Origin of the sequence: Brevibacillus sp. FSL L8-0520, assembly GCF_037963895.1 — a bacterium.
GTDB classification, from domain to species: domain Bacteria; phylum Bacillota; class Bacilli; order Brevibacillales; family Brevibacillaceae; genus Brevibacillus; species Brevibacillus borstelensis.
Window position 1 is genome coordinate 5,237,025 of the sequence record NZ_CP150171.1, and the last position, 24,003, is coordinate 5,261,027.

The following is a 24,003-nucleotide window of genomic DNA, read 5'->3' on the forward strand; positions in this document are numbered from 1 at the left end:
AGATGGAGCCGAGTCCAACCCTTGGCTCGATCCCGATTTTCTTTCTATAACAAGCAAGCTTTCTATGTCTTGTTGTATTCTCTCTCTTTTCAGCAATTCCCTTTATTATAAAGCACTCTCGCCGATCGTCGCGTCATCTGCTGCAGAACCGTTGTTTAGAATTTGTACAGACCCGCTCGTTAGAATGGGGCGTTGTCTCTTATAGCAGCCCAAATTTACCAACCCATACAGACAATAACTCTCTCGAAAGGAGTACAAATATGGGAAAGCATCGCATTTTTGCGGGATGCAAAATGTTTGCCGGCATACTCGCTCTGCTAGCGGCACTGACAGTGATGTCGGGTTGCCAGCCAACCACAAGCGATACCGTCGAAAGTGGTCCCGAGACCGGCTCGCTCGATCAGAAAATTGTTCCCTATCATGGTGAAAAGAGCAGAGCCGTTTCGTATGTGTATACAGCGAGAAAGGAGCTGGCCCTGACCTTTAACGGGATGGGCGACTCCCAAACGATGCGCCGCCTGCTTGATGAATTGGACAAGTTCCAAATCAAGGCCACATTTTTCCTGCCTGGGATGAGGGTGGCCGAAGAGCCGGACATCGCCAGGGACATTTTGGCCCGGGGCCATGAGATCGAGAATAACACATTGAACCGATTGGATTTGACCAAGCTCAGCTACGAACAAATCTACAAGGAAATTCACTTGGCCAATGAGGTCATTTGGAAAGAAACAGGCGTGAAGCCTCGCTATGTAAGGACAAAATCCGGCGATTACAATGACGATGTTCGGCTGGCGGCTGCCCACCTGGGCATGGATGCCGTCATCCAATACAACATCAACCCGAAGGATTGGGACATGAAGGATGCCCAGGCGATTGGCCACTATGTGGAACGGTACATTTCCCGGGGAAGCATTATTTCATTAAATACAGACAAAAATCCGGAAGTGATTCCCGCCATTGCTCTCATCGCCAAAGCAGCGAAGGAAATCGACTACAAGCTGATTACCCTTGACGAACTGATGAAAAATGGCGGAGAGAGGAAGCCGCTGGAGCAAATACCCGGTTATGACAAAGCCCAAATCAACCTGAATGCGAAAAATCCGGCATACAAGCTCGTTTACAACGTCGACACAAACAAAAAGCAGGTGGCTCTGACCTTCGATGATTGGGGAAGCGACAAGACTGTCTCCAAAATATTGGACATTTTGAAGGAGCACCAGGTTCCCGCGACATTTTTCCTGCGGGCCAACGGCGTCAAGAGCAATCCGAACCTGGCAAGAGCGATCCTCGAAGATGGACACGATGTGGCTAATCACACGTACAGCCATCCAGTCATTACCGATATGCCTCCAGAGAAGCTGCAGCAGGAGGTCGTGGAAGCCCATAAAGTGATTACGGAAGCGATTCAGCAGCAGCCGACCATGCTGTTTCGCCCCCCGACAGGAGAAATCAACGACCAGGCAGGCAAGGCGGTAGCCTCGGCCGGTTATCCCATCATCGCCATGTACGACGTCACGACATTGGACTGGGATGCAAACAACAGCGCGCAAGATATCGTGAACGGCATTATGAGCAAGACAAAACCCGGAAGCGTCATCCTGCTTCACATGCTGGACGACATCCATACGATTGAGGCACTGCCGACCGCGATCGAAGGCCTGAAGAAAAAAGGCTATACCTTTGTCAAAATGGCGGACATGATCGGCATGAATTCAAAATAATGGAGATGGACGAAATGGAAGAAGCATTCAGAGTTTATGAGGAAATTGCCGACCGGCAAGGAAAACTCGCTGTCGTCGGCCTCGGCTACGTCGGCTTGCCGATCGCGGTCGCCTTTTCAAAACGGGCAGACGTCATCGGATTCGATGTTAACACGCAAAAAATTGAAAGCTATCGCCGGGGCATTGATGTAACCGGAGATATCGGAGATGCGGCCCTGCGTAGCTGCAGCGTCGATTTCACATCCGACCCGGACAAGCTGGACGGGGTACGCTTCTTCATCGTGGCGGTCCCTACTCCGATCAAGAGCGGCAATGTCCCGGATCTCGCCTATGTCAAAAGCGCCAGCCGCCTGATCGCGAAGAAGCTCTCGCGAGGGGCTATCGTCGTATTCGAATCGACAGTTTATCCGGGGGTGACGGAGGACGTGTGTATTCCGATCCTGGAAGCCGAATCGGGATTGCGCTGCGGAACAGACTTCAAGGTCGGGTATTCCCCGGAGCGGATCAATCCGGGAGACAAGGTCCACCGGCTCGAAAACATCGTCAAGATCGTCTCCGGAATCGATGAAGAAACTGCCGAAACGGTCGCCAGGGTCTACGAGCTGATTATCGAAGCAGGGGTGTACAAAGCCGAAAGCATCAAGGTTGCCGAGGCCGCAAAAGTAATCGAGAACGCCCAAAGGGATGTGAACATTGCGTTCATGAACGAACTGTCCATGCTGTTCAACCAAATGGGCATCGATACGAAAGCCGTACTGCAGGCTGCCGCTACCAAATGGAACTTTTTGAAGTTTACCCCCGGACTGGTGGGCGGACACTGCATCGGCATCGATCCGTACTATTTAACCTACAAGGCCGAGGACACCGGGTATCATTCGAAAATCATTCTGGCGGCGCGGCACATTAACGATGGAATGGGGACATACGTGGCCCAGCAGATCATCAAAATACTGGTTCGGATGAAGCTGGATATCAAAAATGCAAGAATCGGGCTGCTCGGCTTGACCTACAAGGAAGATTGCCCGGATATCCGCAACACCAAGGTCACCGATATGATCGAAGAGCTGAGCGAGTACGGCATCACGCCGCTCGTCGTTGATCCGTGGGCGAACCCCGAGCAGGTGTACGAGGAATACGGCATCGAGCTGTCCAGCATGTCTGCTCTCACAGACTTGAATATGGTGATCGTCGCGGTACCGCATAGCGACTTCGCAAACATGAACAGCAGCGATTTTGAGAACCTTTTTGCTCCTGATCAAGGACCGAAGATCATGGTCGACATAAAAGGCATATACAATCGATCAGACTTTGAAAACAGCGGGTTTTATTACTGGAGCTTGTAAACAAAGGATTGGAGACGGCAACAGTGATGATAAGAAAGAAAAAAGAAATCGTTGAAAAACTTTCTGTTCCGAAAGCAGACCGGCGGACGCTCAACAATGTCCCGGACCCGGATCAAATCCGCGTCACTGCCGATCGCAGGGGGCTCTCGGATTCGCCTGGCGAAAACAGGGACCAGGATTATTTGGACAAGCTGCGGGTGCTGGGCTTGCGCTATTTGGCCGATTTTGACGTGTTGATCCAGGCTCGGAGCGAAGCCGGGAAAACAATCGTCAAAGCCCGGGCTGTCGACATCTCCGCTACAGGCTTGCTGGTGAAGCTGGATGCTGGTGCCGGCAACAGCGTAAAGGTCGGCGATACGGTCAGAATGCGTTTTGAAATACCGGCGGGCACGATGCCGGAGGGCTTTGAGTCGACAGTCAAGATCGATGCCGTAGCAGTCAGGTCAGAGACCGAACAGCAGGAAGACCGCGAAAAGCGGATGGTGGCCTTTCAATTTGCCAAGCCCCTGACAGAGTACTTCCAGAAAAAAAGGTGGGGGTATTCCGTTTACATGGGCAGCAGCATGCTGTTTGTCACAGTGGCCTTCATCATGCTCATGCGCATGGAAAGCTTTATTTACTTCAAATACAACATGTTCTTGTATTTGTACAGCCTTGCTGCGGCCGTATTTTTGCTGACCCGCTATCTATTCGGCGCGCTCTACCGGGATGTGCCCATCAATCCCGACTATACGCCAGGCGTATCCATTATCATCCCCTGCTTCAACGAGGAAGAGTGGATCCGCCGGACGATTATCAGTTGTATGAACCAGGATTACCCGATCGACAAGCTCGAGGTCATCGTCGTCGACGACCGCTCAACAGACAGATCCGTCGAGGAAATCCAAAAGGCAATTGATATGATTCACAGCATGGCCGAACGTTTTGGGACCCGCGAGCGGCTGAAAATGGTTGTTTTGCCCGAAAACCGCGGCAAACGGGAGGCCTTGGTAAAAGGCGTGGAGATGGCCAAGCACGATTTGGTCGTTTTCGTAGATTCCGACAGCTTCCTTGAGCCTACGGCGATCAAGCATCTTGTACAACCCTTCCAGGACCCGCAAATGGGCGGTGTCGCCGGCCGCACAGATGTCGAAAACAAATTCACCAACTCCATCACCAAACTCCAAAGTGTCCGATACTACATTGCTTTTCGTGTCATCAAAGCAGCCGAGTCCTGGTTTGACAGTGTCACTTGCCTGTCAGGCCCGCTGTCCTGCTACCGAAAGGATTTGGTGCTCCAGCATGCCGAAGCGTGGCTGAATCAGAAGTTCCTCGGCCAGCCGGCTACGTTCGGCGATGACCGAAGCATGACGAACTTCATCTTGAAAACCCATCGGACAGGCTATCAGGACGCAGCCATCTGCTCGACGATCGTGCCCTCGAAAATGAACGTCTTTCTGAAGCAGCAGATGCGTTGGAAGCGATCTTGGCTGCGCGAGTCGCTTCGGGCGGCCACGTTCATTTGGCGAAAGGAACCGTTTATGGCGCTGTTCTTTTACATCGGCCTGATCGTTCCGATCGCCGCTCCGATTGTCGTGCTGTACAACCTGGTATATGTCCCTCTCGTCTATCAGATCTTCCCGGGAACATTTTTGATGGGGCTGCTGCTGATGGCGATGCTCATGAGTCTTGCCCATCTGATGTTCCGCAAGAGCAAGCTGTGGGTGTTCGGATTTGTCTTTTGCCTGTATTACGAATTTGTGCTGCTCTGGCAAATGCCTGTCGCCTGGGTAACCTTCTGGAAATCGACTTGGGGCACGCGGGAAACGCCACAGGACGTCGAAGCGAGACTGAAAAAAGAAATGCGTAAGAAGAATAAAAAGAGAATCTGGTTGCCATTTTGATGCAATCGCCACATGATTCTTAGAGTGAGGCTAGCTGAAATGACGCAAGGAAAACAGAACGTAGTCCTTGATTATCGCAAGAAAAATCGCGCGAAAAGGATGAAAACGATCGTGCAGCTCATCCTGCTGCTGGCGGTAGCCATTTTACTTTACCAGACAGTGTTTGACGTCCGAAAATACGCCGAACCGGACAAGACGGCATGGAGCAATCATGACGGTTTTATCGCCCTGTCTTACTTTGGCGTCGGCCGGTCGGGCACGCCCAAACTGGTCGCCAAAAAGCAATTGGACGAGCACCTGAAGGCACTCTACGATCAGGGATATGTCACCATCTCGCAGCAGGATATTCTCGACTTCTATGAAAAAGGGAAGCCGTTGCCGGAGAAAGCGCTGTTCCTCTCTTTTGAGGATGGACGGAACGATTCCAGCCTGTTTGCCCAGCCGCTCCTCGAAAAGTACAATTACAAGGCAACCTTTCTTTCTTACGCAAACAAGATGGGCAACAGCGATCATAAATTTCTCCAGCCCAAAGACATGCTGAAGATGATGAAAACCGGCTATTGGGAGCTGGGCACGAACGGCTACCGGCTGACCTACATCAACATTTTTGACAAACAGGGCCGGTTCATCGGAATGAAAGACGAGACCGAGCTTGTAAGCAAGGAACATGTCGAGTATTACAATCACTACTTGATGGACTTCATCCGGGACGAAAACATGATCCCGGTGGAAAACCGCACCGTTATGGAGGAGCGGATCAATCACGACTACAAGGCAATGAAAGACATTTATACGGGCAGTCTCGGTTTTGTCCCGCAGGTCTACATGATCATGCATGCGAATGTTCTGTACGAGGGAATGAATCCGCTCGTGTCCAATGCGAACTCGGAAAACATCAAGCAGCTTTTCAAGATGCATTTCAATCGTGAAGGAAATGCATTCAACGATAGTGAACGAAGCTTGTACGACCTGACGAGGGTCCAGCCCGCACCATATTGGTACACGAATCATTTGTTAATGAAAATTCAGAAGGACACCGGACAGAAAATGAAATTTGTCTCAGGTGACGAACAGCATGCGGACCAGTGGCGTCGAATCAGCGGCGCGGCTGAGTTTATCGACAACCGGATTGCCCTTACCTCACCGCCTGCCGGAGCTGGCATGCTCTACCTGCATGACAGCAACGGCCTCAAGAATGTCGGGCTGACCGCCAAGATCGCGGGGAATGTGGTCGGAAAGCAGATGTTCTACGTTCGCTATGACCGCGAGAAGGATTCGTTTATCCGCGTCACATTTGAAAATAACGAAGTACGTGTCGAGCAGAAAAAACCGGGCCAAGCCGCCCAGCAGGTTTTCATCCAGCCATTGAGCGAAATCCAATGGAAACCGGAAGACCTGTCCTTTGACAAAGCTACCGTCTACTCCAAAGAGCAAACGGCCGCCGGCGCACCATCCGACGAAGGAAAATACCCTGTCAACATCAAACATACCAGGGACGTTGAGATTGTAGTGCAAGAAAACAAATGGAAGCTCGCCATCGACGGGCAAACGCTGCTGGACAATCAGGAGGTGGACAGCGCCATCGGAAACGGCGGTGTGGCGCTCGCTTCGGAATACAGCAAGCAAAATAAAAAGGACGACATCTACGACGGCGTGTTCGACGACGTGCAGATCGTTTCCCTCGAGAAAGAAAACAGCTCTCCGGCTGTTTTGTTCAGCAACAAGCATACCGGTTTCCAAGGAGTCGTTCACCATGTTGAAAAAGCGATTAACGCATCTATCGATTGGGCTATTGATACTTTCTGATCTCGCAGAGGCGGGGACGAGCGCCGAGGGGGAGCACAAGTGAATTTGACAAGCAAGCATGCAATCGCCATCGCTGTATTCATGATTGCCCTCTTGGCCGTCCTCATCTTTGTGATGAAAAGTACCGGTTCAAAGAAGCCCGACCCAAACCAGCCTCATGTGGAGCTATCGGCTTGGCTCGCCGACTGGCAGTGGGGGGACGGCCTGGACGAATTCAGACAAATTACAGAGGGCCTCACCAGCTTGCAGGCCTTCGCCGTGTACTTTGACGACAAGGACAACCTTCACCTCACCGAGGAGCTTCGCGAAGCCTTGCCGCAAATCGTAGAGGCGTCCAAGCAAAGCAGCCTGGTGTATGTGGACCTGACCATCGTAAACGATGTAATTTTAGGGGATGGCACATCAGTTCAAAAAGACCCTGCGCTTGTGACCAGGCTGATGGCCACAGAGCAGAGCCGCAAAAAGCATATCGACAACATCCTGGCTGCCGTCACCAAGTACGATGTTCGCGGAGTGGAGATCGATTACGAAAATATCCGCAGCGAGGATTGGGACCATGTGCTCGCGTTTTATAGAGAGCTTTATGAAAGACTCCGCCCTTTGGAAAAATCGCTGCGAATCGTGCTGGAGCCACGGGCCCCTATCGATAAGCTCAAGCTGCCGGAAGGCCCCGTCTACGTCATGATGGCATACAACCTTTTCGGCAATCACAGCGGACCCGGACCGAAAGCCGATCACGCCTTTATCGCCGATCTGGCCCGCAGGATGGACAAGCTGCCCGGCGAACCCTTCATCGCGTTTGCTGCCGGAGGATTTGACTGGGCGGAATCGGGCAAGGTCGCTTCGGTAACAGAAGAACAGGCAGCAGAGCTGTCGCAGCTAAGCCAAGAGGCTCCCAGGCGCGACGCCGGCAGCGGAAGTCTCTACTTCCACTACACCGATGATAACAACGTAAAGCACACGGTCTGGTATGCCGACCATGTCACCCTGGCCCAGTGGATCGACGATGCGCGTCAGGCCGGATATGAGAAGATCGCCCTGTGGAAGCTCGGAGGCCTGGGGCAGGAAACGCTGAAGGAATTGAATCGCTATTAGGTATCAACCATTGCAAATCAGACTCTCCCATTGACCACAAAAAACCAGACGGCCTGCTGTTCGGGCCGTCTGGTTTTTTCATAGGGCAGAAATCGTTGCTTCTGTCGTTCTATCTGGCCATCCAGCCGCCATCGACAACGAGCACATGACCGTTGACATAGTCGGATGCTTTCGAAGCCAGGAACAAAGCCGCTCCGACCATATCGTCAGGCCTTCCCCATCGTCCTGCCGGAATCCGCTCCAAAATGGACTGCTGGCGTTTGTTGTCATTTCGAATGGCTTCGGTGTTATTCGTCTCGATATAGCCCGGGGCAATCGCGTTCACCTGTACGCCATGCCCTGCCCATTCATTGGCAAGGGATTTGGTCAAACCGGCTACCGCGTGCTTGCTCGCCGTATACGCCGGAACAAATACGCCGCCCTGAAAGGAAAGCAGAGAAGCGATATTGATGATCTTGCCCGATCCCCGCTCGACCATCCCTCTGCCGATTTCCTGCGAGAGGATAAACACAGCGTTCAGATTCACATCGATGACACGCATCCATTCCTGTTCGTCGTAATCGACTGCCGGTTCACGGTAAATAATACCCGCGTTGTTGACCAGGATGTCGATGCTGTGTTTTTCCAGCACCGGCTTGATCTTTTCCCGAATCTGCGACACTTCGCCCAAATCAACCAAAACCGTTTCGCAGCTGCCGCCCGCCTCGTCGATCTTGGCTTTTGTTTCATCGAGATTGTCGCGATGGCCCAGCAGCAGCACATGCGCCCCCGCAGATGCCAGTCCTACCGAGATGGCTTGGCCGATCCCCGTCCGCGCCCCCGTCACCAGGGCTGTCTTTCCTTTTAACGAAAACAGATTCTGAATCATGTCCATACCGCTTCTCCCCTTCTATGACTCGATTTCCTCAGTGGCTCGCCGCAATACTGCTCAAGCCCTCCAGCAGCATATAAACCCCGGTGAACAGCAAGATGACATATGTAAAAATACGAAAGAGCTGCTGGTTAATCCTCTTGAACAAGATCTGGCCGAGAAATAGTCCCAGAAAAACGAGCGGCAGCGCATAACCGCTGGAAATCCAGATCGTGTCTGTCGTTCCGGCAAAGAGGATTTGGACGAGCAGGCTCATCGAATAGATGAACAAATAGAAGGCTAACGTCGTGCCCCTCAGTTTTTCTTTTTGCGTGTCTGTCCCGGAAAAGTATAAAAGCAGCGGCGGTCCAGGCATGCCTATGCTAGTGGTGAGGATCCCCGACAATCCTCCAACGGCGTAATCCCTCGCCTTGGTCTGGTCCATGCGAAGTTTTAGAATCAACAAGACGGTTAAAAGCAGGATGATGATGCCAATGCCAAGCTTCAGCATGCTGATGTCTGCCGTTAAAAAGACGGTGATCCCTATCGGCAGTCCGACCGCACTGCCGACCACAAATCTTTTTAGGATTCCTTTATCAATGTCCTTTTTTATCTTCGTGATAAGCGCGACGGAGATAACAAGCGACAAGAGCAGATTGATTTGAACCGCTTCTTTTGGCTCAAACAGAAGGAGCAGAAACGGTGTCGCCATAAGCGAAAAGCCAAAGCCTGTGCTCGTTTGCAGGACAGAGGCTACCAACATGATCGCAATAAACAGCAGTACCGTACCCGTGACAGTCTCACCTCCCCGCTACATTCCCTGATTGGTCAAGCGAATCACGTCCATGACAGCGACCTTCCGCTTGGTCGCCTCGTGGTACAGCCACTGGTCCCGGACATGGTCTACAAACAGGATTCCATCCAAGTGGTCCACTTCATGCTGGATACAGCGGGCAAGATACCCTTCGGCCTCAAGCGTGAATTCCTCTCCCTGCCTGTTCAGGCTCTTTACTGTTACGTGATTGGCCCTTTTCACATATCCCCAATAGCCGGGGAAGGATAAACAGGCTTCCGGTCCGAGCTGTTCTCCGCTCATGGAGACGATCTCGGGATTGATCAGTTCAATCAATCCATCGCCGCAGTCCATGACGACCACTCTTCGCAATATCCCGATCTGCGGCGCAGCCAGACCGGCTCGGCCGTCAGTGGCGTACAACGTTTCCACCATATCATCCAAAAGCTTGATCGTAGCGGGAGTAACGGAATCGACCGGCTTAGCCTTTTTCCGCAAAATCGGTTCTCCGAACGGCAAAATCTGTTTGCTGGCCATCGTTATGCGCCTTCTTTCTGTTTGGGTGGTGTATGTACCCATAAATCGCTTGGTGTGCATTCCAAAGCTGTGCACAATGCGTCAAGCGTGTCCGCTTTCATCTGTTTGGGTTGACCGGTCAGCAAGGCGCTGATGGAGGCAGCCGACAGACTGTACCCCGCTTTTTCTTTCAAAAGCCTCGCCAAAGCTGCGCCTGTCCAGATTCCTCTCTCCGCCATTACTTTGCGTAGCATCCATACAAGCATCTTGATCGCTCCTTATTGGAATATCCGTTATGAACCGGCAGTTAATAAATTAAGGTATTACCTAAATAATTAAGGTGTAACCTACTATATCACAAAGCAATGCTGAATCAAACCCTTTCGCTTTGTAGAGTAGAGAACTGAAACTTTCGGGCGACCGTATGGTCGCCTTGCTCATTTCAGCTCCCCCTCATCAAACCGTACGTGAGGTTTTCCCTCATACGGCTTTCCGATGTTCTTCTTTCTTTGGCATTCGGCTTACTTTATCCGGCTAATTTCAATAAACTACCCTGCGTGTTTTGTATGACCTTCAGCTTTCCGGCATGTTTATTCCGCTTGCTTCTTTTCTTGTTGCAGAAGATTGTAAGGCGTTCAATCACATACCAGTCTATCCGTCTTGCCCATCGTTTGGCGATGGGCGAGATGAAGTAGTAGTTCTTGAACCCCCTTAGCTTGCGATTTAGCCCTTTCACTAGCTCTTCTAGAGACAGAAACAGTTTGTTCCTTGGTGCAGTGTATTCCTTAATTTTACGTCTCATTTCCTTCATTGCTTTCTTAGCTGGTACATGAGACATAGCAAATACCTTGCTCCCCCCTTTGTTGAACACGGGGAATTTGCGATGGTGCAGCCCAAGAAAGTCAAACCCAGTGGAATTGTCCCAAATATTAACGAGTCTAGATTTCTCTTTACTGAGACTAAGCTCCAGCTTGTTTAGAATAGCCATCAGCACTTGAATGCTTTCCAATGCTTCTTGTTTGGTTCTGCACATGATAACGAAGTCATCCGCATAGCGGATAAGTGTGCCAAGATGGGAGAATTGATTTTCCCAAATGGTGTCCATGTAGTTTAGATAGATGTTTGAAAGAAGAGGCGAGATTACCCCTCCTTGCGGAGTTCCCAGTTCTGTTTCATGGAATTGATCATTTTCCATGACCCCAGCCTGCAGCCATTGTCGGATAAGTTTCAGAACACGTCTGTCGCTGATTCTCATTTCGACCAGTTTCATCAACTTCTCATGGTTGATGTTGTCGAAATACCCTTTAATGTCAACATCTACGACCCAATAACACCTCTTGCTTGCTTTGCGTATCTGTGCAATTGCCTGGTGAGCATTTCTTCCTGGCCGAAAGCCATAAGAACAGTCCCGAAAATCAGCTTCAAAGATCGGTTCAATGACTAGCTTAGTAGCCATTTGGACCACCCGATCCTTGATCGTCGGGATGCCGAGTGGACGTTTCTTGCCATCCGGTTTAGGGATGTAAGTTCGACGAACCGGATGTGGACGATACCGCTTTTCTTTTAAATCTAGATAGATCTCGTTAAGAAAACGGCTCTCCCCATACTCCTCCACAATCTGTGCGATGGATTGTCCGTCGATTCCTCCGCTCCCTTTATTTGCTTTTACTCTCCTCCAAGCTGTCGCTAGAATATCCGGGCGGTAGATTTTGTCATACAAGGCATGAAATCGCCGTTTTGAGTTTGCCTTGGCACAAAGATATAGGGTTGTCCAAAGTTGTCGAGCTTTTACATCGGTGTAGTTAGCAAGTTTACTTGCATTCACTCACTCTTACCTCCTTCGACCCGTGAACAAAGCAGGGCTCCTTCCCTCCATAAGGTTGTGTTGTCCTTATGTTCATCGGTACTATGAACCCCTCCGACTCCCTCTCTGCCATCCACCACTTCCCTTACGGTTATAGGTTTCCGTTTTACGCTCCTGACGGGGCGTGCAGAGTAGGGTCTCCCCAGTTCCGTTAACTACTTTCTCAACATACCGCTCCCCATACCCCGAGGGATTCATAGGTGCTGTATTCCAAGTTCTCCACACCGTCCTTGGCCTTCGCCCATATGAAACAAGCTCGGCTTCCCTTTGTCCACCTCTCGGTGGTCTTTCTTAACGAGGCTGCAGGATTCACTTTATGTTACGGCCTGCTGATTTGCTCGCACTCTTTCGAGTTACTTTGTCACAGGGCTTCAACCTTAGGATTTCTCCACCAGTTGCCTGTCAGCTACGAGGTGACTTGGCTCCTGCCTCGGTTGGACTTTCACCAACTAGCAATTAACGGCTTGCTGGGCACGCTTCACATAAAAAAACACGTCTCCATTCGGCAAGGAGACGTGTCAATCTGTACATGGCTGTTAAATCAAGCCGTCTTACAGGAACACAAAGTAAATCACAGCCGCGAGCACCAAGCGGTAAATCGCAAACGGAACCAGCTTGACGCGGTTGATCAGCTTCAGGAAGAAGCGGATCGAAATAAGCGCAAAGACAAACGCGCTGATAAACCCGACGATGAAAAAAGGAACGGCATCGAAGGTGATGTATTCCCATCTTTTCAAAAGCGACAGGAAGCTTGCTCCCGCCATGATCGGCACTGCCATGATAAACGTAAAATCGGCAGCCGCCCGGTGGCTCATCCCGAGAAGGACACCGCCAGAGATCGTGGACCCGGAGCGAGAAAAGCCCGGCCACAGCGACAAGCATTGGATCAGTCCGACCATCAGCGCCTGTTTATAGGTGATTTGGTCGACTGTCACTACTTTCGGTCGGCCCGGACGGAACCAGTCCGCCGCAATCATCAGCAGCGCACCGATGACGAGGCCGATGACGACCGTCTTTGTCGAGAACAGGTATTCATCGATGTAATCGTCAAAGAGAACGCCAAAAATCCCGGCTGGAATGAGACCGATCAGCACGGTCAAAAGATTCAGGCGCGGTCCGGAGGTGGACTGGCCCGGCATCTTTTTAAGCCCGAGCAGGTTCATGAAGCGGTCCCACATCAGAACGACGACTGCGAGGATCGACCCCAATTGGATCACGATTTTAAACGTATTGGCGACTTCCGGGGAATACAGTTCTTTGGTCTGGAACAAGAAATCGTCGACGATAATCATGTGGCCGGTAGAAGAGACCGGCGCAAACTCGGTGAGTCCCTCAACCAGTCCGAGGATCAGGGCGACAAACGCTTCCCATAAGCTCAATGGATTCACACTCCTACTAGATGAAAACTATTAGACCCTACTGCTCTGTATCTGGGGACATAATCGTTGCCTCGATGAATAACTCCTTTATTAAGGTACACGATTGCGGCTGTGAATCCAAGGATTATAGGAGAAAAGATAGCAAATTTCCTATCAAAACGAATTGCAAAAAAGAAGCTGTCTTTGTGCGGTACAGCTTCTTTCTGGTTTGCTTGTGTACAAGAAAATAGCGAGGCTGCGATGGAAAAGGTTATGTCCTTTTGTTGGAATCCTGCTTCTCCAGCAAAATTTTCTGCAGCTGCTCAATCTCCTTTTCGGATAGATGGGCATCTTCCAGAAAGTTGCTGACCATGAGATGAGCTGCTCCGCCGAACACTCTTTTGAGAAAAGACTGGCTTTCGGCTCGAATACATTCTTTTTCCGATACCAAAGGGTAGTATTTGTAGCTTCTTCCTTCTTTCTCGAACCCGATGGCTTTTTTCTTCAATAGTCGATTTATAAATGTGCGGACTGTCTGATCGCTCCACTCGATCTCTTTCGGCAGCTGCAGAGTAATTTGGTCGGCCGTTATCGGGTTGTCCTTCCAGATTATCTTCATGATTTCCCACTCGGATTCCGATATTTTCGGCGTATTGGCCATATGGTCACCCTGCTTCCCTTTATAATTCCTATTTACACTCGTAAACAAAAGAAATTGTGAGTCATAATCGTACAGGCGTAAACGCAAGCTGTCAATGTTATTTGAAATTGACCAAATCGATGGGCTTTTCATTCATCAGGAATTGCAAAATCCTGTTCCGCTCGGGACTGTCATCGGCTGGGCCGTCATTCCAAAAGGTGACCTTCAAGCATACATCGTCTTCTTTCCAGAAGTAGACGACCAGCTCCGCCTCCCTCGCGCTGCTCAATGGTCCGTCTGTTTTATGGTTGACCGTCTTGAGCAGCTCTTTTCCCGCTATGCTGACCGGCTGCAGCTTCACTTCATTTTTTTCGCCGTCGATCCGCTCAAAAGCGACGGTACCGTTCTTCTTCATCGTTTCGTACATGCTGTTGTTTTTGATTTGCTGAAGCTTTACCCTTTTGACTCCCGCCTTGGTCTCATCCTTCGGTTTATAGAAAATGGTGAGATCCCTGTTCTTTTTGTCTGCCTCATTTTCTGGAAAACTGAAGTTCATCTTGTCGCCAATCCAGGCACGGTCGGCTTGAATCGCTCCCGGGAGCTCAAAGGGAAACTTGGGCACAAAGCCAATCGCTTCAGGCAGCCGCTTTACATCTCCTGTGTCGTAAATGCCTTTGTTCAACTGTTCTTCGCTGATAAATCGCTTGTACAGCTCCTCATCAGGATATTTCATCGAGCCGATGATGCTGATAATCTCGTCATCCTTGAACTTGAAGTTTGATCCGGAATTTGTGATCTCATACTGGACGCCTTGGTCCTGCCAAAAATAATGCCGCTGAAAGTCCTTTTCGTCCCCGTGCTGTATGGTGAATTTTACGATTTTCTGCCCGTTAACGTTGAAGGTCTCTTTCTTCTTCTCCAATTTTTCTTCGGTCTTTTTATCGCCATCCATAATCGTTATCGTTGTAAAGTCGTTTTGATCGAAATCGTCGGTCACGGCTTCCAGATCAGCCTCGGCAGGCTGTGCCTTTAACCGAAAGCTGCCGTGGTTGATGCCCTCGACAGTTTTGGCAAAGCGCAATGACGCCAAGCTTGTGCCTGCTTTTTCCTTCGGGGCAAAGTGGATGACTGTAAAACGGTACCCGTCAGGCAAGGCTGCCGGAACCTTAAATTTGAAGCCGGAAATCTTGACGACCTTTTCCAGACTGGCATAAGGCCGCTGAAAATCATAATCGAACAGAATTCGTTCCTTCTCAACCGACTCCGTGCTTGCGGACTGGCTCCCGGGAGTTTGAGGAGCGCTGGCGGGCACCGGGCCAGTCGAAGGCACCGGACTGCTGGCGTTGGTCAATGTGGCTGCCCCCAGCATCCCTACGCATAAAACGGCAGCGACAGACAGTTTATACGATCCCTTTTTAAACGACTTGATCATGTGAATCCTCCTCTTCATTTCCATTTGTTGATTGGGTCCGAAAAAATACAGCAGCTCAGACTGGCGGCCAACGGGCGAAAAGCGCTTCAGGCATTCGATGATCGTCATCCCATATGGCACCGCCTCCGCTTCGCCGAGCACCTCCAGAACGCAGGCGTCGCAGGCTAGCTCCCTGTCTGCTTTCATCCGCTTCATGCCAATCCACACCAGCGGATTCATCCAATGGATCGCCAGCGCCAAGCTCCCTATCGCATTCCACATGATGTCTTTTCTCTTGTGATGGGCCAGCTCGTGCAAAAGGATGTGGGCAAGCTGGGAAGCGCTCAGCTCCCTGGCCATTTCCTGAGGCAAATAGATCCACGGGCGGAAAAGTCCGGAGAGGTACGGGCTTTTCCCCTGTCGTCCGGTATAGACAGGAACAGGTTCCCTGATCCCCAGGCGCAGTCGGCAATCCTCTATGATTGACACGATTTGGGGATCTGTCAGCAGCTCCAGCCGTCTGCGCTGGCGACCCATTTTCACTGAAAATGCGGCCACATACAGAATCAGGGCCGCCGCTCCGGCCAGCCACGCGACAGCGGCTAGTCGCAAAGCGAGTGAATAGGATAAGCCCGCTTGTTCCGTCCCTTCATCTGCTTGACGGGCAGGGACGTTCGCTGGCTGCTGCGAGCCTTCCATAAGCGGCGGATGCATCTGAGTCTTTGGAAATGCAGCATAGTGGAGATTTTCAACCATCTCCGAAGGCAGCCGGTTCTCAGCCAGCGGTTCCAACACGACGGCCTGTTTGCTTGCCTTGCCCAGCTGCAAGAGGTGGAAAATGCTCACCGGACTGTCCGGAAAAACAGGGACTAGCAGCCTTAACAGCACCAGCAGCCACAAAGCATGCACAAGACGGGGACTCAGCCTGCGGCGCAGCAGTCTTTGCACAGCCAGCACCAGCAGCAGGACGACGCTCGCCGCTGCGGTAGCATCCAGGAACCAAAGAAAAGCGCGAATCAAAATATCCATGTTTTCCCCTCTCCGGCAATTTGGGTTTACCATTTACATTTGTAAAAGAAACTGACTGCCTTTGATATTACATTTGTAAATACAAACTGTCAATAGCTGGTTTCTGTGGAATTTTATTTTTTGCCCGTGGACGTTCTCAGAAAAAATAAAAGCCAGCATGCTCCGGTCGAACCCCGAAACACACTGGCTCCATTATTAATGCCCACTCTACTTGTCCAGATGCTTGATCACTTCATCCAGCATCAGGTTTCGCGACAAAATCCCCATCCCGCTCAGCCACGGGTCAGTCGATACCTCATACACATTCCCGGCCTGAACTGCCTTTAATGTCGCCCAAAGGGGATTTCCCTTCAGTTTGGTTGTCATGATGTTTTCCTGGTCGCGGCTGAACCAGAAAATGACGTCTCCGTCCATATCGGCGATTTGCTCCTCGGTTGCTTTCTTGGCAAAGTCTTTCTCCGACTGGGCCTTCGGGCGGGGAAATCCAAGCTCCTCGATAAATTTCCCGCTGTACGATTCCGACAGGTAAATGCGAACGTGGTCCGCATTCATCCGCAACACGGAAACTTCTGTTTTCCCGATCTTATCGCCCATCTTTGCTTGAAAGTCAGCCACCCGCTTTTCATAATCGGCTATCAGCTTTTCCGCTTCCTGCGCTTTCCCCACAGCCTCGGCATGCAGCTTCAGGTTTCCCTTCCAATCCAGCCCCATCGTCTCAACAAAAACAGTGGGGGCCATTTCCATCAGCTTGGAATGAATCGCTTCGTGCTGGTCTTTGGTTCCCAGAATCAAATCCGGCTTTAATGCCGCGATGGCCTCCAGATTCGGCTGGTCGATCGTTCCCACCTTTTCGATTCCGCTCGTTTTGTCGCCCAGATACGAGAAAAACGGTTTGTCGAGAGACACTGTGGCAGCGCCAACAGGTGTTACGCCGAGTGCCAGAAGATTATCCAGAGCGCCATTGTCCAGAACGACGATGCGCTTGGGTTCGGCCGGCACCTTTACTTCTCCCATCGCGTCCTTTACGGCATGCGCTTGCGTACCTTCCTGGCTTGGCGCATTCTCCTGGGGCGAGGTACTGGAGTTCGCAGCGTTGGACGCCGGTGCTCCCTGAGCGGATGGCGCAGCCGAATTGCCGCATCCAACCAGGAAAAGAGAGAGCGACAGTATCAGTAGAAAAAAGAAAAGGGCATGTCTTGACATGGAATACATTGACAGATTCCCCCTTGCTTTGTATATTTTTCATGAGAATGATAACTATTCTCACAATTACGAATCATATACTTGATAAATAAGGTTGTCAAGGATATTTGTGTAAATCACATCCGGATTGCGAGTGAACGTTGTGGGCAAATCGCGGAAACATCTCCGGCTGCTTGCCGGGCTGATCATGGGACTTGTTGCAGTCCTTCTCTTCATCGGGATCAGCATTTCATTTGGGATTGTGGACATCAGTATGCTGACGGTTGTCGAAGCATTCCTGGAATTTGACGGGTCCAGGGAACATCTGATCATTTCTACCACCCGTCTTCCCCGGGCGTTGATTGCCGCGGCGGTAGGAGCGTGCCTCGCCGTAGCGGGGGCTATGACACAGGCTCTGACCCGAAACCCATTGGCTGCTCCCGATCTGCTGGGCATCAATCACGGAGCCGCGCTGTTGGTTGTCCTGTCCCTGTTTCTCGTCGGCGGGCATAATCTCACCCTTTATGCATGGGCAGCCTTTCTCGGGGCGGGGGCGGTGTCCATCCTCGTCTTTCTGCTCGGTTCTGCCGGGCGCGGCGGCATGACTCCTCTGAAGCTGACGCTGGCCGGCGTCTCTGTCACGACCCTCTTGTCCGCGTCCACCCAATCGATCCTGATCTTTCACGAGCGCTCCCTTGACGAAATGCGCTTTTGGCTGGCAGGGTCGGTCGTAGGGCGGGATCTTGCGCTTCTCGTTCAGGTGCTTCCCTTTATGACAGCCGGGCTGTTGCTTGCCTTTTTCCTGAGCAGGGAAGTCGATACGCTGCAGCTCGGAGACGATGTAGCCAAAAGCCTGGGACAGCCAACGAAAATGGTGCGAACGCTCGCCTTCATTTCTGTGGTGCTGCTCTCTGGCAGCAGCGTGGCGGTGGCCGGTCCCATCGGATTTGTCGGGCTCGCTGTTCCGCATCTGGTCAGGTCCATCGTCGGCAAAGACCACCGCTGGATCTTTTCCTACTCGGCGGTAGCGGGAGCTGCGTTGCTGCTGCTTGCTGACGTGGCGGCGCGCTTCATTTTGGACAACCAGGAGCTGCCTGTCGGCGTGATGACAGCTATCATCGGGGCTCCATTCTTTATCTACCTGGCGCGGAGGAGGGTGCACAAGCTATGAGAGGGGAAATGATGAATAGGCGCCCGACAACGCTTTTTGCCCTGCTCATCCTGCTTGCCATCGCTTTTTTTATGGCCAATATAGGGGCGGGCGAATACGAGCTGTCTTTGTGGGAAGTGGTTCAGACGCTGTTCGGACTGGGGAGCGGGGAACATTCGTTTATCGTCAATACGCTGCGTCTTCCGCGTGCTTTGATTGCTTTTCTGGTAGGGGCGGGACTGGCTGTTTCGGGAGCGATTTTGCAAGGGATTACCTCCAATCCTCTCGCTTCTCCCGGCGTCATCGGACTGAATGCAGGGGCATCTCTCGCCGCTGTTCTCGTCATCGTCGCCCTGCCGGCGGTTCCGCTCGGCTTTTTGCCGCCTGCCGCCTTTGCAGGAGCGCTGCTCGCGGCGATTCTCACCTACTGGCTCGGCTGGAAGGAGGGGAGCTCGATGTACCGGATCATTTTGGTCGGAGTGGGCGTCTCCGCAATCGCGCAAGCCTTTATTACGATCATCATGATGTCGGGAAAGATCATGCTCGTGACGCAGGCCCTGATCTGGATGACGGGAAGCGTCTACGGCAGAGGCTGGGAGCACTTCTATGCCCTCCTTCCCTGGATGATCCTGTTTCTCCCGCTGGCGTTTCTGCTTTCCCGCCAACTGAACCTGCTGCAGCTCGGCGACGACGTCTCCAAAGGGCTCGGCAGCAAAATCGAGTGGGTGCGGGGCGGGCTGATTCTGGTCAGCGTCGCTTTGGCAGCAGCTTCCGTGGCGACCGCCGGAACCGTGTATTTTGTCGGCTTGATGGCTCCCCATATCGCCAGACGGTTGTTCGGTCCCTCCCATACGACGCTGCTTCCGGCCTCTGCACTGACCGGCGGGCTCCTTGTTCTTGCTTCCGATTTTGTAGGCCGGACGATCGCTGCTCCGGTAGAGCTTCCCTGCGGATTGATTACAGCGATGATCGGGGCCCCATATTTTATTTATCTGCTTCTGACGGAAAATAAAAAATCAGGAAAAATGTAAGGAAAAGACATTATTGACAATGATTATCAATATCATCTAAAATGGGGTTGCCCACGGGAGAATTGGACGGGAAAGGAGGTGATTTTCTGATCGGTGAGGGTGAAGTGAAACTGTTTTCGCAAAAACACGAAAAGCCGTCAACCAGACAGACTTTGGCCGGTACAGCCTGGTCACGGCGTTCGTTTTCGCACCCCGTTTTTTGCTGGGCAAAGTAGGGCGCCTTTTCTGAATGTAGCAAAATCAAGCATGGATGTAAACGCAAAGGGATCTTCCTATCAGGCAAATCCTCATTTTTTTGAACGACAATGATAATGATTATCATTTTTATTTGAGGGAGGGCAACCGTATGCCTTTTGCAGGAACACGACCCACTATCGCATCCTCCATCGTCGATTGCGTCGGACACACTCCTCTCGTTCAGCTCAAACGGCTTTTTGCGCGTCCAGGGCTGAGCGTGCTGGCGAAGCTTGAGTTTATGAACCCGGGCGGCAGCATGAAGGACCGTCCCGCCCGCTACATCGTCGAACAGGGGCTGCGGGATGGGACGATTCGTCCCGGCACCCACATCATCGAGAGCACATCCGGCAACCTCGGCGTCGCGCTTGCAATGGTTGCCAGAGTCTACGGCTTATCGTTTACATGCGTCGTCGATCCGAAAATTACGAAGGCAAATCTCCAAATCCTGCACCAGCTCGGCGCAAATATTGACATGGTGGATCAGCCTGACGACCAGGGCGGATATTTGCAGACCCGTATCCGCAGAGTAAAGGAGCTGTTGACCATACTCCCCGACAGCTTCTGGATCAACCAGTACGCCAACGAGCTGAACTGGAAGGCCCATTATCACGGGACCGGCAGCGAGATCGTGGAACAACTGGACGGGCCGGTAGATTGCCTGTTTGCCGCCGTGAGCACGACAGGCAGCATCATGGGCAACGCCCGTCGCCTGCGGGAAGCTTTTCCGAGCATCAAAATCGTGGCAGTGGATGCAGTCGGCTCGGTCATCTTCGGTTCACCCTCCGCTCCCCGGGAACTGCCGGGCATCGGCTCCAGCCGCGTCCCCGAGCTGTTGAACCCGGACGAAATTGACGAGGTCGTGCACGTGAGCGATCGCGAATCCGTGCAGGGCTGCAGGGACCTGCTGTTCCACGAGGGGATCTTCGCCGGAGGTTCTTCCGGTTCGGTCATCGCCGCTGTTCGGAAGCTGCTTCCCTCCTTTCCTCCCTCCTATCGCATCGCCGTCATCCTGCCGGACAGAGGGGACCGTTACCTCGACACGGTTTACGATGACGATTGGGCATCCGGTTTGCCTTCGCTTTAAACACTACGCAAAACGAAAGAGGTGTGTCCCGTGATCCACGCAACCAATCAGCAAAACGCGCTCACGAACCATGCTGCTTCCCATGCTCCCTCCCTGCTTTATCTCAACAGGGAGGCCATCGCTTCACTGGGCGGGAACACGTCCGCCCTCTATGTCGAAGCCATCGCCGAGGTGCTCGCCAAGCACGCCCGCGGCCAATACGTCCAGCCGTTGAAGCCGTACCTGCGGACAGACGAAAAAGACGGCCATATCGCCGACCGGATTATTGCCATGCCTGCGCATGTCGGCGGGGAGGATTCCGTCTCCGGCATCAAATGGATCGGCAGCAAGCATGACAATCCGGAAAAAAGAGGGCTGGAGAGAGCGAGCGGTCTGATTATTTTGAACGATCCTGTCTCACGCTACCCGATCGCGGTGATGGAGGCGGGCATGATCAGCAGCATGAGAACGGCGGCGGTCACGGTCGTGGCTGCCCGCCACTTGGCCAAGCAAGGGTTTGCCACCGTATCGTGCATCGGCTGCGGACTCATCGCCAGACGGCAGCTCCAATCCCTGCTGGAACAATTCCCCCAGATTCAATCCGTCCATTTGTTCGACCTGCACGAAAAGGCGGCCCGGCAGCTCGCCCAGGATATGGCTGAAGCCTTCCCGGCTGTCGCTTTTGCCGTGGACCGATCAGCCGAGCAAGCGATTCGCCAGGGAGAAGTCGTCGTGACGTGCACCGTCGCGGACCAGCCCTACATTCCGTTTGAATGGCTGCAAAAAGGGGCCTTTGTCAGCAATGTCTCGATTATGGACTTGCATAAAGAAGTGTTTATCCGCGCCGACAAGGTGGTTGTCGACGACTGGGAGCAGTGCAACCGGGAGAAAAAAGTGATCAACCAGCTCGTGTTGGAAGGAAAATTCTCGCGCGAGCGGCTGCATGCGGAGCTGGGCGAAATCGTCATCGGCGAAAAATGCGGCCGGGAGACAGACGAAGAAATCATTATCCTCAACCCGATGGGCATGGCTGTCGAGGACATCGCCTGCGCCCAAAAAATGTATCAGAGGGCAGTGGAGCTCGGGGTCGGCCTTCCGCTTTCCTTGTATTGACGCTTTGCTTTCCGAGCAACCTTTTCGGAATTTTTGAAAACGAAAGGCAGGGGATCCGGCAATGAAACATGCAGAGGGTACCGTTCACCAAAAGCGGCCGCTGGAGGCAATGGAGGCACCGGAGCCATTGGAGCCGCTGGAGCCGCACAAGCCACTGGAGGCGCGGCTGGCCGAACATGCGGCAATCGAGCGGATTTTGAACGCCTATCTTCGCGAAAACGGCATTTTTGACCCGAGAGTCCAGCCTGATCAAAAACAGCTATCCATTCCGCTCACGGACGGGGCGATGTTTCGCCTTGACTTGCCCAACACCGGCGTTTCACTCGCAGGGGAGATGAGCTTTTGGTCCAGAGGGGGGCAACACGCGTATGGCACCTCTTTCTATCAAACAACGGGGTCTTCCTATCAAAAGGTGGAAGGCTGGCAGCTGATTCATTTTATCCTCGATGAGCTTTCCTGCCTGGAAAAGAACGAAGACATTCGCCTCCAAAAGAAAGGCGAACTGCTTCTGAACATCCAAAACAGCGTGCAAAAAACAGAAAGCTACCTTCGGCATTTCCTGCTCCAGCAAAAGACTCGGCATCCGTCCCACGGCTTTCTTCCGTCGGAACAATCGCTCTTTCGCGGCCATCCGTTTCACCCGACCCCGAAGAGCTCGGAAGGATTCGCCAAAGGGGAGCTGCACAGGTTCGCACCGGAGCTGGGGGCGTCATTTCAGCTGCACTATTTGGCTGTTTCCCCTGAGCTGATCGTGGAGGAGTGGATTCAAGCCCCTGAAGGGGACAGCCAGGAAGCTTGCATCCCGCAAGGTGTTCGGAAAGCGGCGGCATCAAAAGCGGAGAGGGGAAGAGAACATTACAAGCTGCTTCCTTGCCACCCGTGGCAGGCACACTACCTGTCCTCGCGCGAGCCATTCCGGAGCCTTTTTCTTGCGGGAAAAATCACCGATCTGGGGCCGCTGGGAGAGCGCACATATCCCACTTCGTCGGTGAGGACCGTCTGGGAGCCTGGACACTGCTGCCAATACAAGCTGCCGCTCCATGTGCGCATCACGAACTTTGTCAGAGTAAACACGCAGGAGCAAATCAAGCGGACGATGGATGCGGCGAAAATCGTCCGGCACGAACAGGAAGCCTTTTATACCGAGCGCTTGCAGGTATTGATGGAATACGGGTATCGGAGCATCTCCCTGCCGGATGTTCCCCCTCAGGAAAACGACCTGTTCATGCAGGAATGCGCCGTTGTCTTTCGGGAAAATCCGCCCGAGCTGATGGGCAAGGAAAGTCCTGCCTTCGTCGTCGGCTCCTTGATGGAAACGCCGCCCGGCGAGACCGAACCCGCTTTATTCCGTGCCATGCGGGACCACGAAGAGAGCCGTTTGCCCGATCTGGGCGATTGGTTCCGGCAGTACCTTGCGATCAGCATGCTGCCAATCCTCTCGCTTTTTGCGGAAATGGGAGTGAGTCTGGAAGCACACGCCCAAAATTCGCTGGTCAAGCTGGAGAACGGCTGGCCCGTCAAGCTGTACGTGCGCGATCTGGAGGGCATCAGCGTAGACCGGCAAGTCGCCATTGGCAAGGGCTGGGTCGGCGGACTGGTAGATGCGGACAGCCCGGTTCTCTATACGCGGGAGCAGGCGTGGCTCCGTTTGCAATACTACTTTTTTGTCAACCACCTCGGCTATGTCGTCCGTACCCTTGCCAAATACGGCGGGCAGGACGAGTCCACGTTCTGGAGCATAGTCAGAAATACCCTGCTGGAGCAGCGCCAGCGCCCCTTGTCCGAGCGAATGGCAGACTGCATCGATGCTTTGCTGCATGACAAAACCTTGCCGGCAAAAGCCAATCTGGTCAGCATCTTTCAGCGGAGAGGCGAATCACCGCTCTATGTCGACATTCCCAATCCGATACGCTGCTGA

The 24,003-nt window shown here is 52.5% G+C and carries 19 protein-coding genes; 10 read left to right on the forward strand and 9 right to left on the reverse strand.

The annotated features are described in order from the left end of the window. Positions 1 to 260 precede the first annotated feature (260 nt). Genes NSQ24_RS25385 through NSQ24_RS25405 form a run of 5 tightly spaced genes read left to right on the forward strand, consistent with a single transcriptional unit; the run spans position 261 to position 7,848 of the window. Entirely contained in the window at positions 261 to 1,721 is a 1,461-nt protein-coding gene (locus NSQ24_RS25385) for a polysaccharide deacetylase family protein (protein ID WP_243014928.1), read from the forward strand. Between the two features lie 14 nt (positions 1,722 to 1,735). After that, positions 1,736 to 3,064 (forward strand): nucleotide sugar dehydrogenase, encoded by a 1,329-nt coding sequence (locus tag NSQ24_RS25390; RefSeq protein ID WP_243014929.1) that lies wholly within the window; start codon positions 1,736 to 1,738, stop codon positions 3,062 to 3,064. Positions 3,065 to 3,090: 26 nt separating this feature from the next. Then, complete coding sequence (locus tag NSQ24_RS25395; protein WP_003388727.1) at positions 3,091 to 4,947, forward strand: glycosyltransferase; 1,857 nt, start codon at positions 3,091 to 3,093, stop codon at positions 4,945 to 4,947. A gap of 39 nt (positions 4,948 to 4,986) precedes the next feature. Next, entirely contained in the window at positions 4,987 to 6,753 is a 1,767-nt protein-coding gene (locus tag NSQ24_RS25400) for a polysaccharide deacetylase family protein (protein ID WP_024983687.1), read from the forward strand. Between the two features lie 39 nt (positions 6,754 to 6,792). Beyond that, complete coding sequence (locus tag NSQ24_RS25405; protein ID WP_031932475.1) at positions 6,793 to 7,848, forward strand: glycosyl hydrolase family 18 protein; 1,056 nt, start codon at positions 6,793 to 6,795, stop codon at positions 7,846 to 7,848. A 109-nt stretch (positions 7,849 to 7,957) separates the two neighbouring features. On the opposite strand, the gene kduD is transcribed toward NSQ24_RS25405, so the two are convergent. From kduD to NSQ24_RS25450, 9 genes are all read right to left on the reverse strand, one after another. After that, positions 7,958 to 8,722: a 2-dehydro-3-deoxy-D-gluconate 5-dehydrogenase KduD gene (kduD, locus tag NSQ24_RS25410; protein WP_339166880.1), complete on the reverse strand. Its 765-nt coding sequence runs from the start codon at positions 8,720 to 8,722 to the stop codon at positions 7,958 to 7,960. 31 nt (positions 8,723 to 8,753) lie between these two features. After that, complete coding sequence (locus NSQ24_RS25415; protein ID WP_024983684.1) at positions 8,754 to 9,461, reverse strand: sulfite exporter TauE/SafE family protein; 708 nt, start codon at positions 9,459 to 9,461, stop codon at positions 8,754 to 8,756. Between the two features lie 48 nt (positions 9,462 to 9,509). Further along, complete coding sequence (gene def / locus NSQ24_RS25420) at positions 9,510 to 10,028, reverse strand: peptide deformylase (protein ID WP_227277648.1); 519 nt, start codon at positions 10,026 to 10,028, stop codon at positions 9,510 to 9,512. 2 nt (positions 10,029 to 10,030) lie between these two features. After that, positions 10,031 to 10,273 carry a helix-turn-helix transcriptional regulator gene (locus NSQ24_RS25425; protein WP_003388733.1) on the reverse strand — a complete coding sequence of 81 codons (243 nt, stop codon included), beginning with the start codon at positions 10,271 to 10,273 and terminating at the stop codon, positions 10,031 to 10,033. A 260-nt stretch (positions 10,274 to 10,533) separates the two neighbouring features. After that, positions 10,534 to 11,832 carry a group II intron reverse transcriptase/maturase gene (gene ltrA, locus NSQ24_RS25430; RefSeq protein WP_024985477.1) on the reverse strand — a complete coding sequence of 433 codons (1,299 nt, stop codon included), beginning with the start codon at positions 11,830 to 11,832 and terminating at the stop codon, positions 10,534 to 10,536. Positions 11,833 to 12,422: 590 nt separating this feature from the next. Continuing rightward, entirely contained in the window at positions 12,423 to 13,250 is an 828-nt protein-coding gene (locus NSQ24_RS25435; protein WP_024983682.1) for an undecaprenyl-diphosphate phosphatase, read from the reverse strand. 250 nt (positions 13,251 to 13,500) lie between these two features. After that, positions 13,501 to 13,890: a BlaI/MecI/CopY family transcriptional regulator gene (locus NSQ24_RS25440; RefSeq protein ID WP_003388735.1), complete on the reverse strand. Its 390-nt coding sequence runs from the start codon at positions 13,888 to 13,890 to the stop codon at positions 13,501 to 13,503. A 97-nt stretch (positions 13,891 to 13,987) separates the two neighbouring features. Next, positions 13,988 to 16,309: a M56 family metallopeptidase gene (locus NSQ24_RS25445; protein WP_339166882.1), complete on the reverse strand. Its 2,322-nt coding sequence runs from the start codon at positions 16,307 to 16,309 to the stop codon at positions 13,988 to 13,990. Between the two features lie 207 nt (positions 16,310 to 16,516). Next, positions 16,517 to 17,521 (reverse strand): iron-siderophore ABC transporter substrate-binding protein, encoded by a 1,005-nt coding sequence (locus tag NSQ24_RS25450; protein WP_003388737.1) that lies wholly within the window; start codon positions 17,519 to 17,521, stop codon positions 16,517 to 16,519. A 178-nt stretch (positions 17,522 to 17,699) separates the two neighbouring features. On the opposite strand from NSQ24_RS25450, the gene NSQ24_RS25455 reads away from it, so the two are divergent. The 5 genes from NSQ24_RS25455 to NSQ24_RS25475 all read left to right on the forward strand — a co-directional run bounded on the left by NSQ24_RS25455 (position 17,700) and on the right by NSQ24_RS25475 (position 24,003). Continuing rightward, positions 17,700 to 18,662, forward strand: coding sequence for an iron ABC transporter permease (locus NSQ24_RS25455; RefSeq protein WP_081607767.1), 963 nt, complete (start codon positions 17,700 to 17,702; stop codon positions 18,660 to 18,662). Beyond that, complete coding sequence (locus NSQ24_RS25460) at positions 18,659 to 19,672, forward strand: iron ABC transporter permease (protein WP_003388740.1); 1,014 nt, start codon at positions 18,659 to 18,661, stop codon at positions 19,670 to 19,672. Before NSQ24_RS25455 ends, NSQ24_RS25460 begins: the two co-directional genes overlap by 4 nt. Before the next feature lie 346 nt (positions 19,673 to 20,018). Then, positions 20,019 to 20,993 carry a 2,3-diaminopropionate biosynthesis protein SbnA gene (gene sbnA / locus NSQ24_RS25465; RefSeq protein ID WP_003388741.1) on the forward strand — a complete coding sequence of 325 codons (975 nt, stop codon included), beginning with the start codon at positions 20,019 to 20,021 and terminating at the stop codon, positions 20,991 to 20,993. Positions 20,994 to 21,086: 93 nt separating this feature from the next. Next, complete coding sequence (sbnB, locus tag NSQ24_RS25470; RefSeq protein WP_031932471.1) at positions 21,087 to 22,085, forward strand: 2,3-diaminopropionate biosynthesis protein SbnB; 999 nt, start codon at positions 21,087 to 21,089, stop codon at positions 22,083 to 22,085. A 61-nt stretch (positions 22,086 to 22,146) separates the two neighbouring features. Then, positions 22,147 to 24,003, forward strand: a complete 1,857-nt coding sequence (locus NSQ24_RS25475) for an IucA/IucC family protein (RefSeq protein ID WP_243014995.1) — start codon at positions 22,147 to 22,149, stop codon at positions 24,001 to 24,003.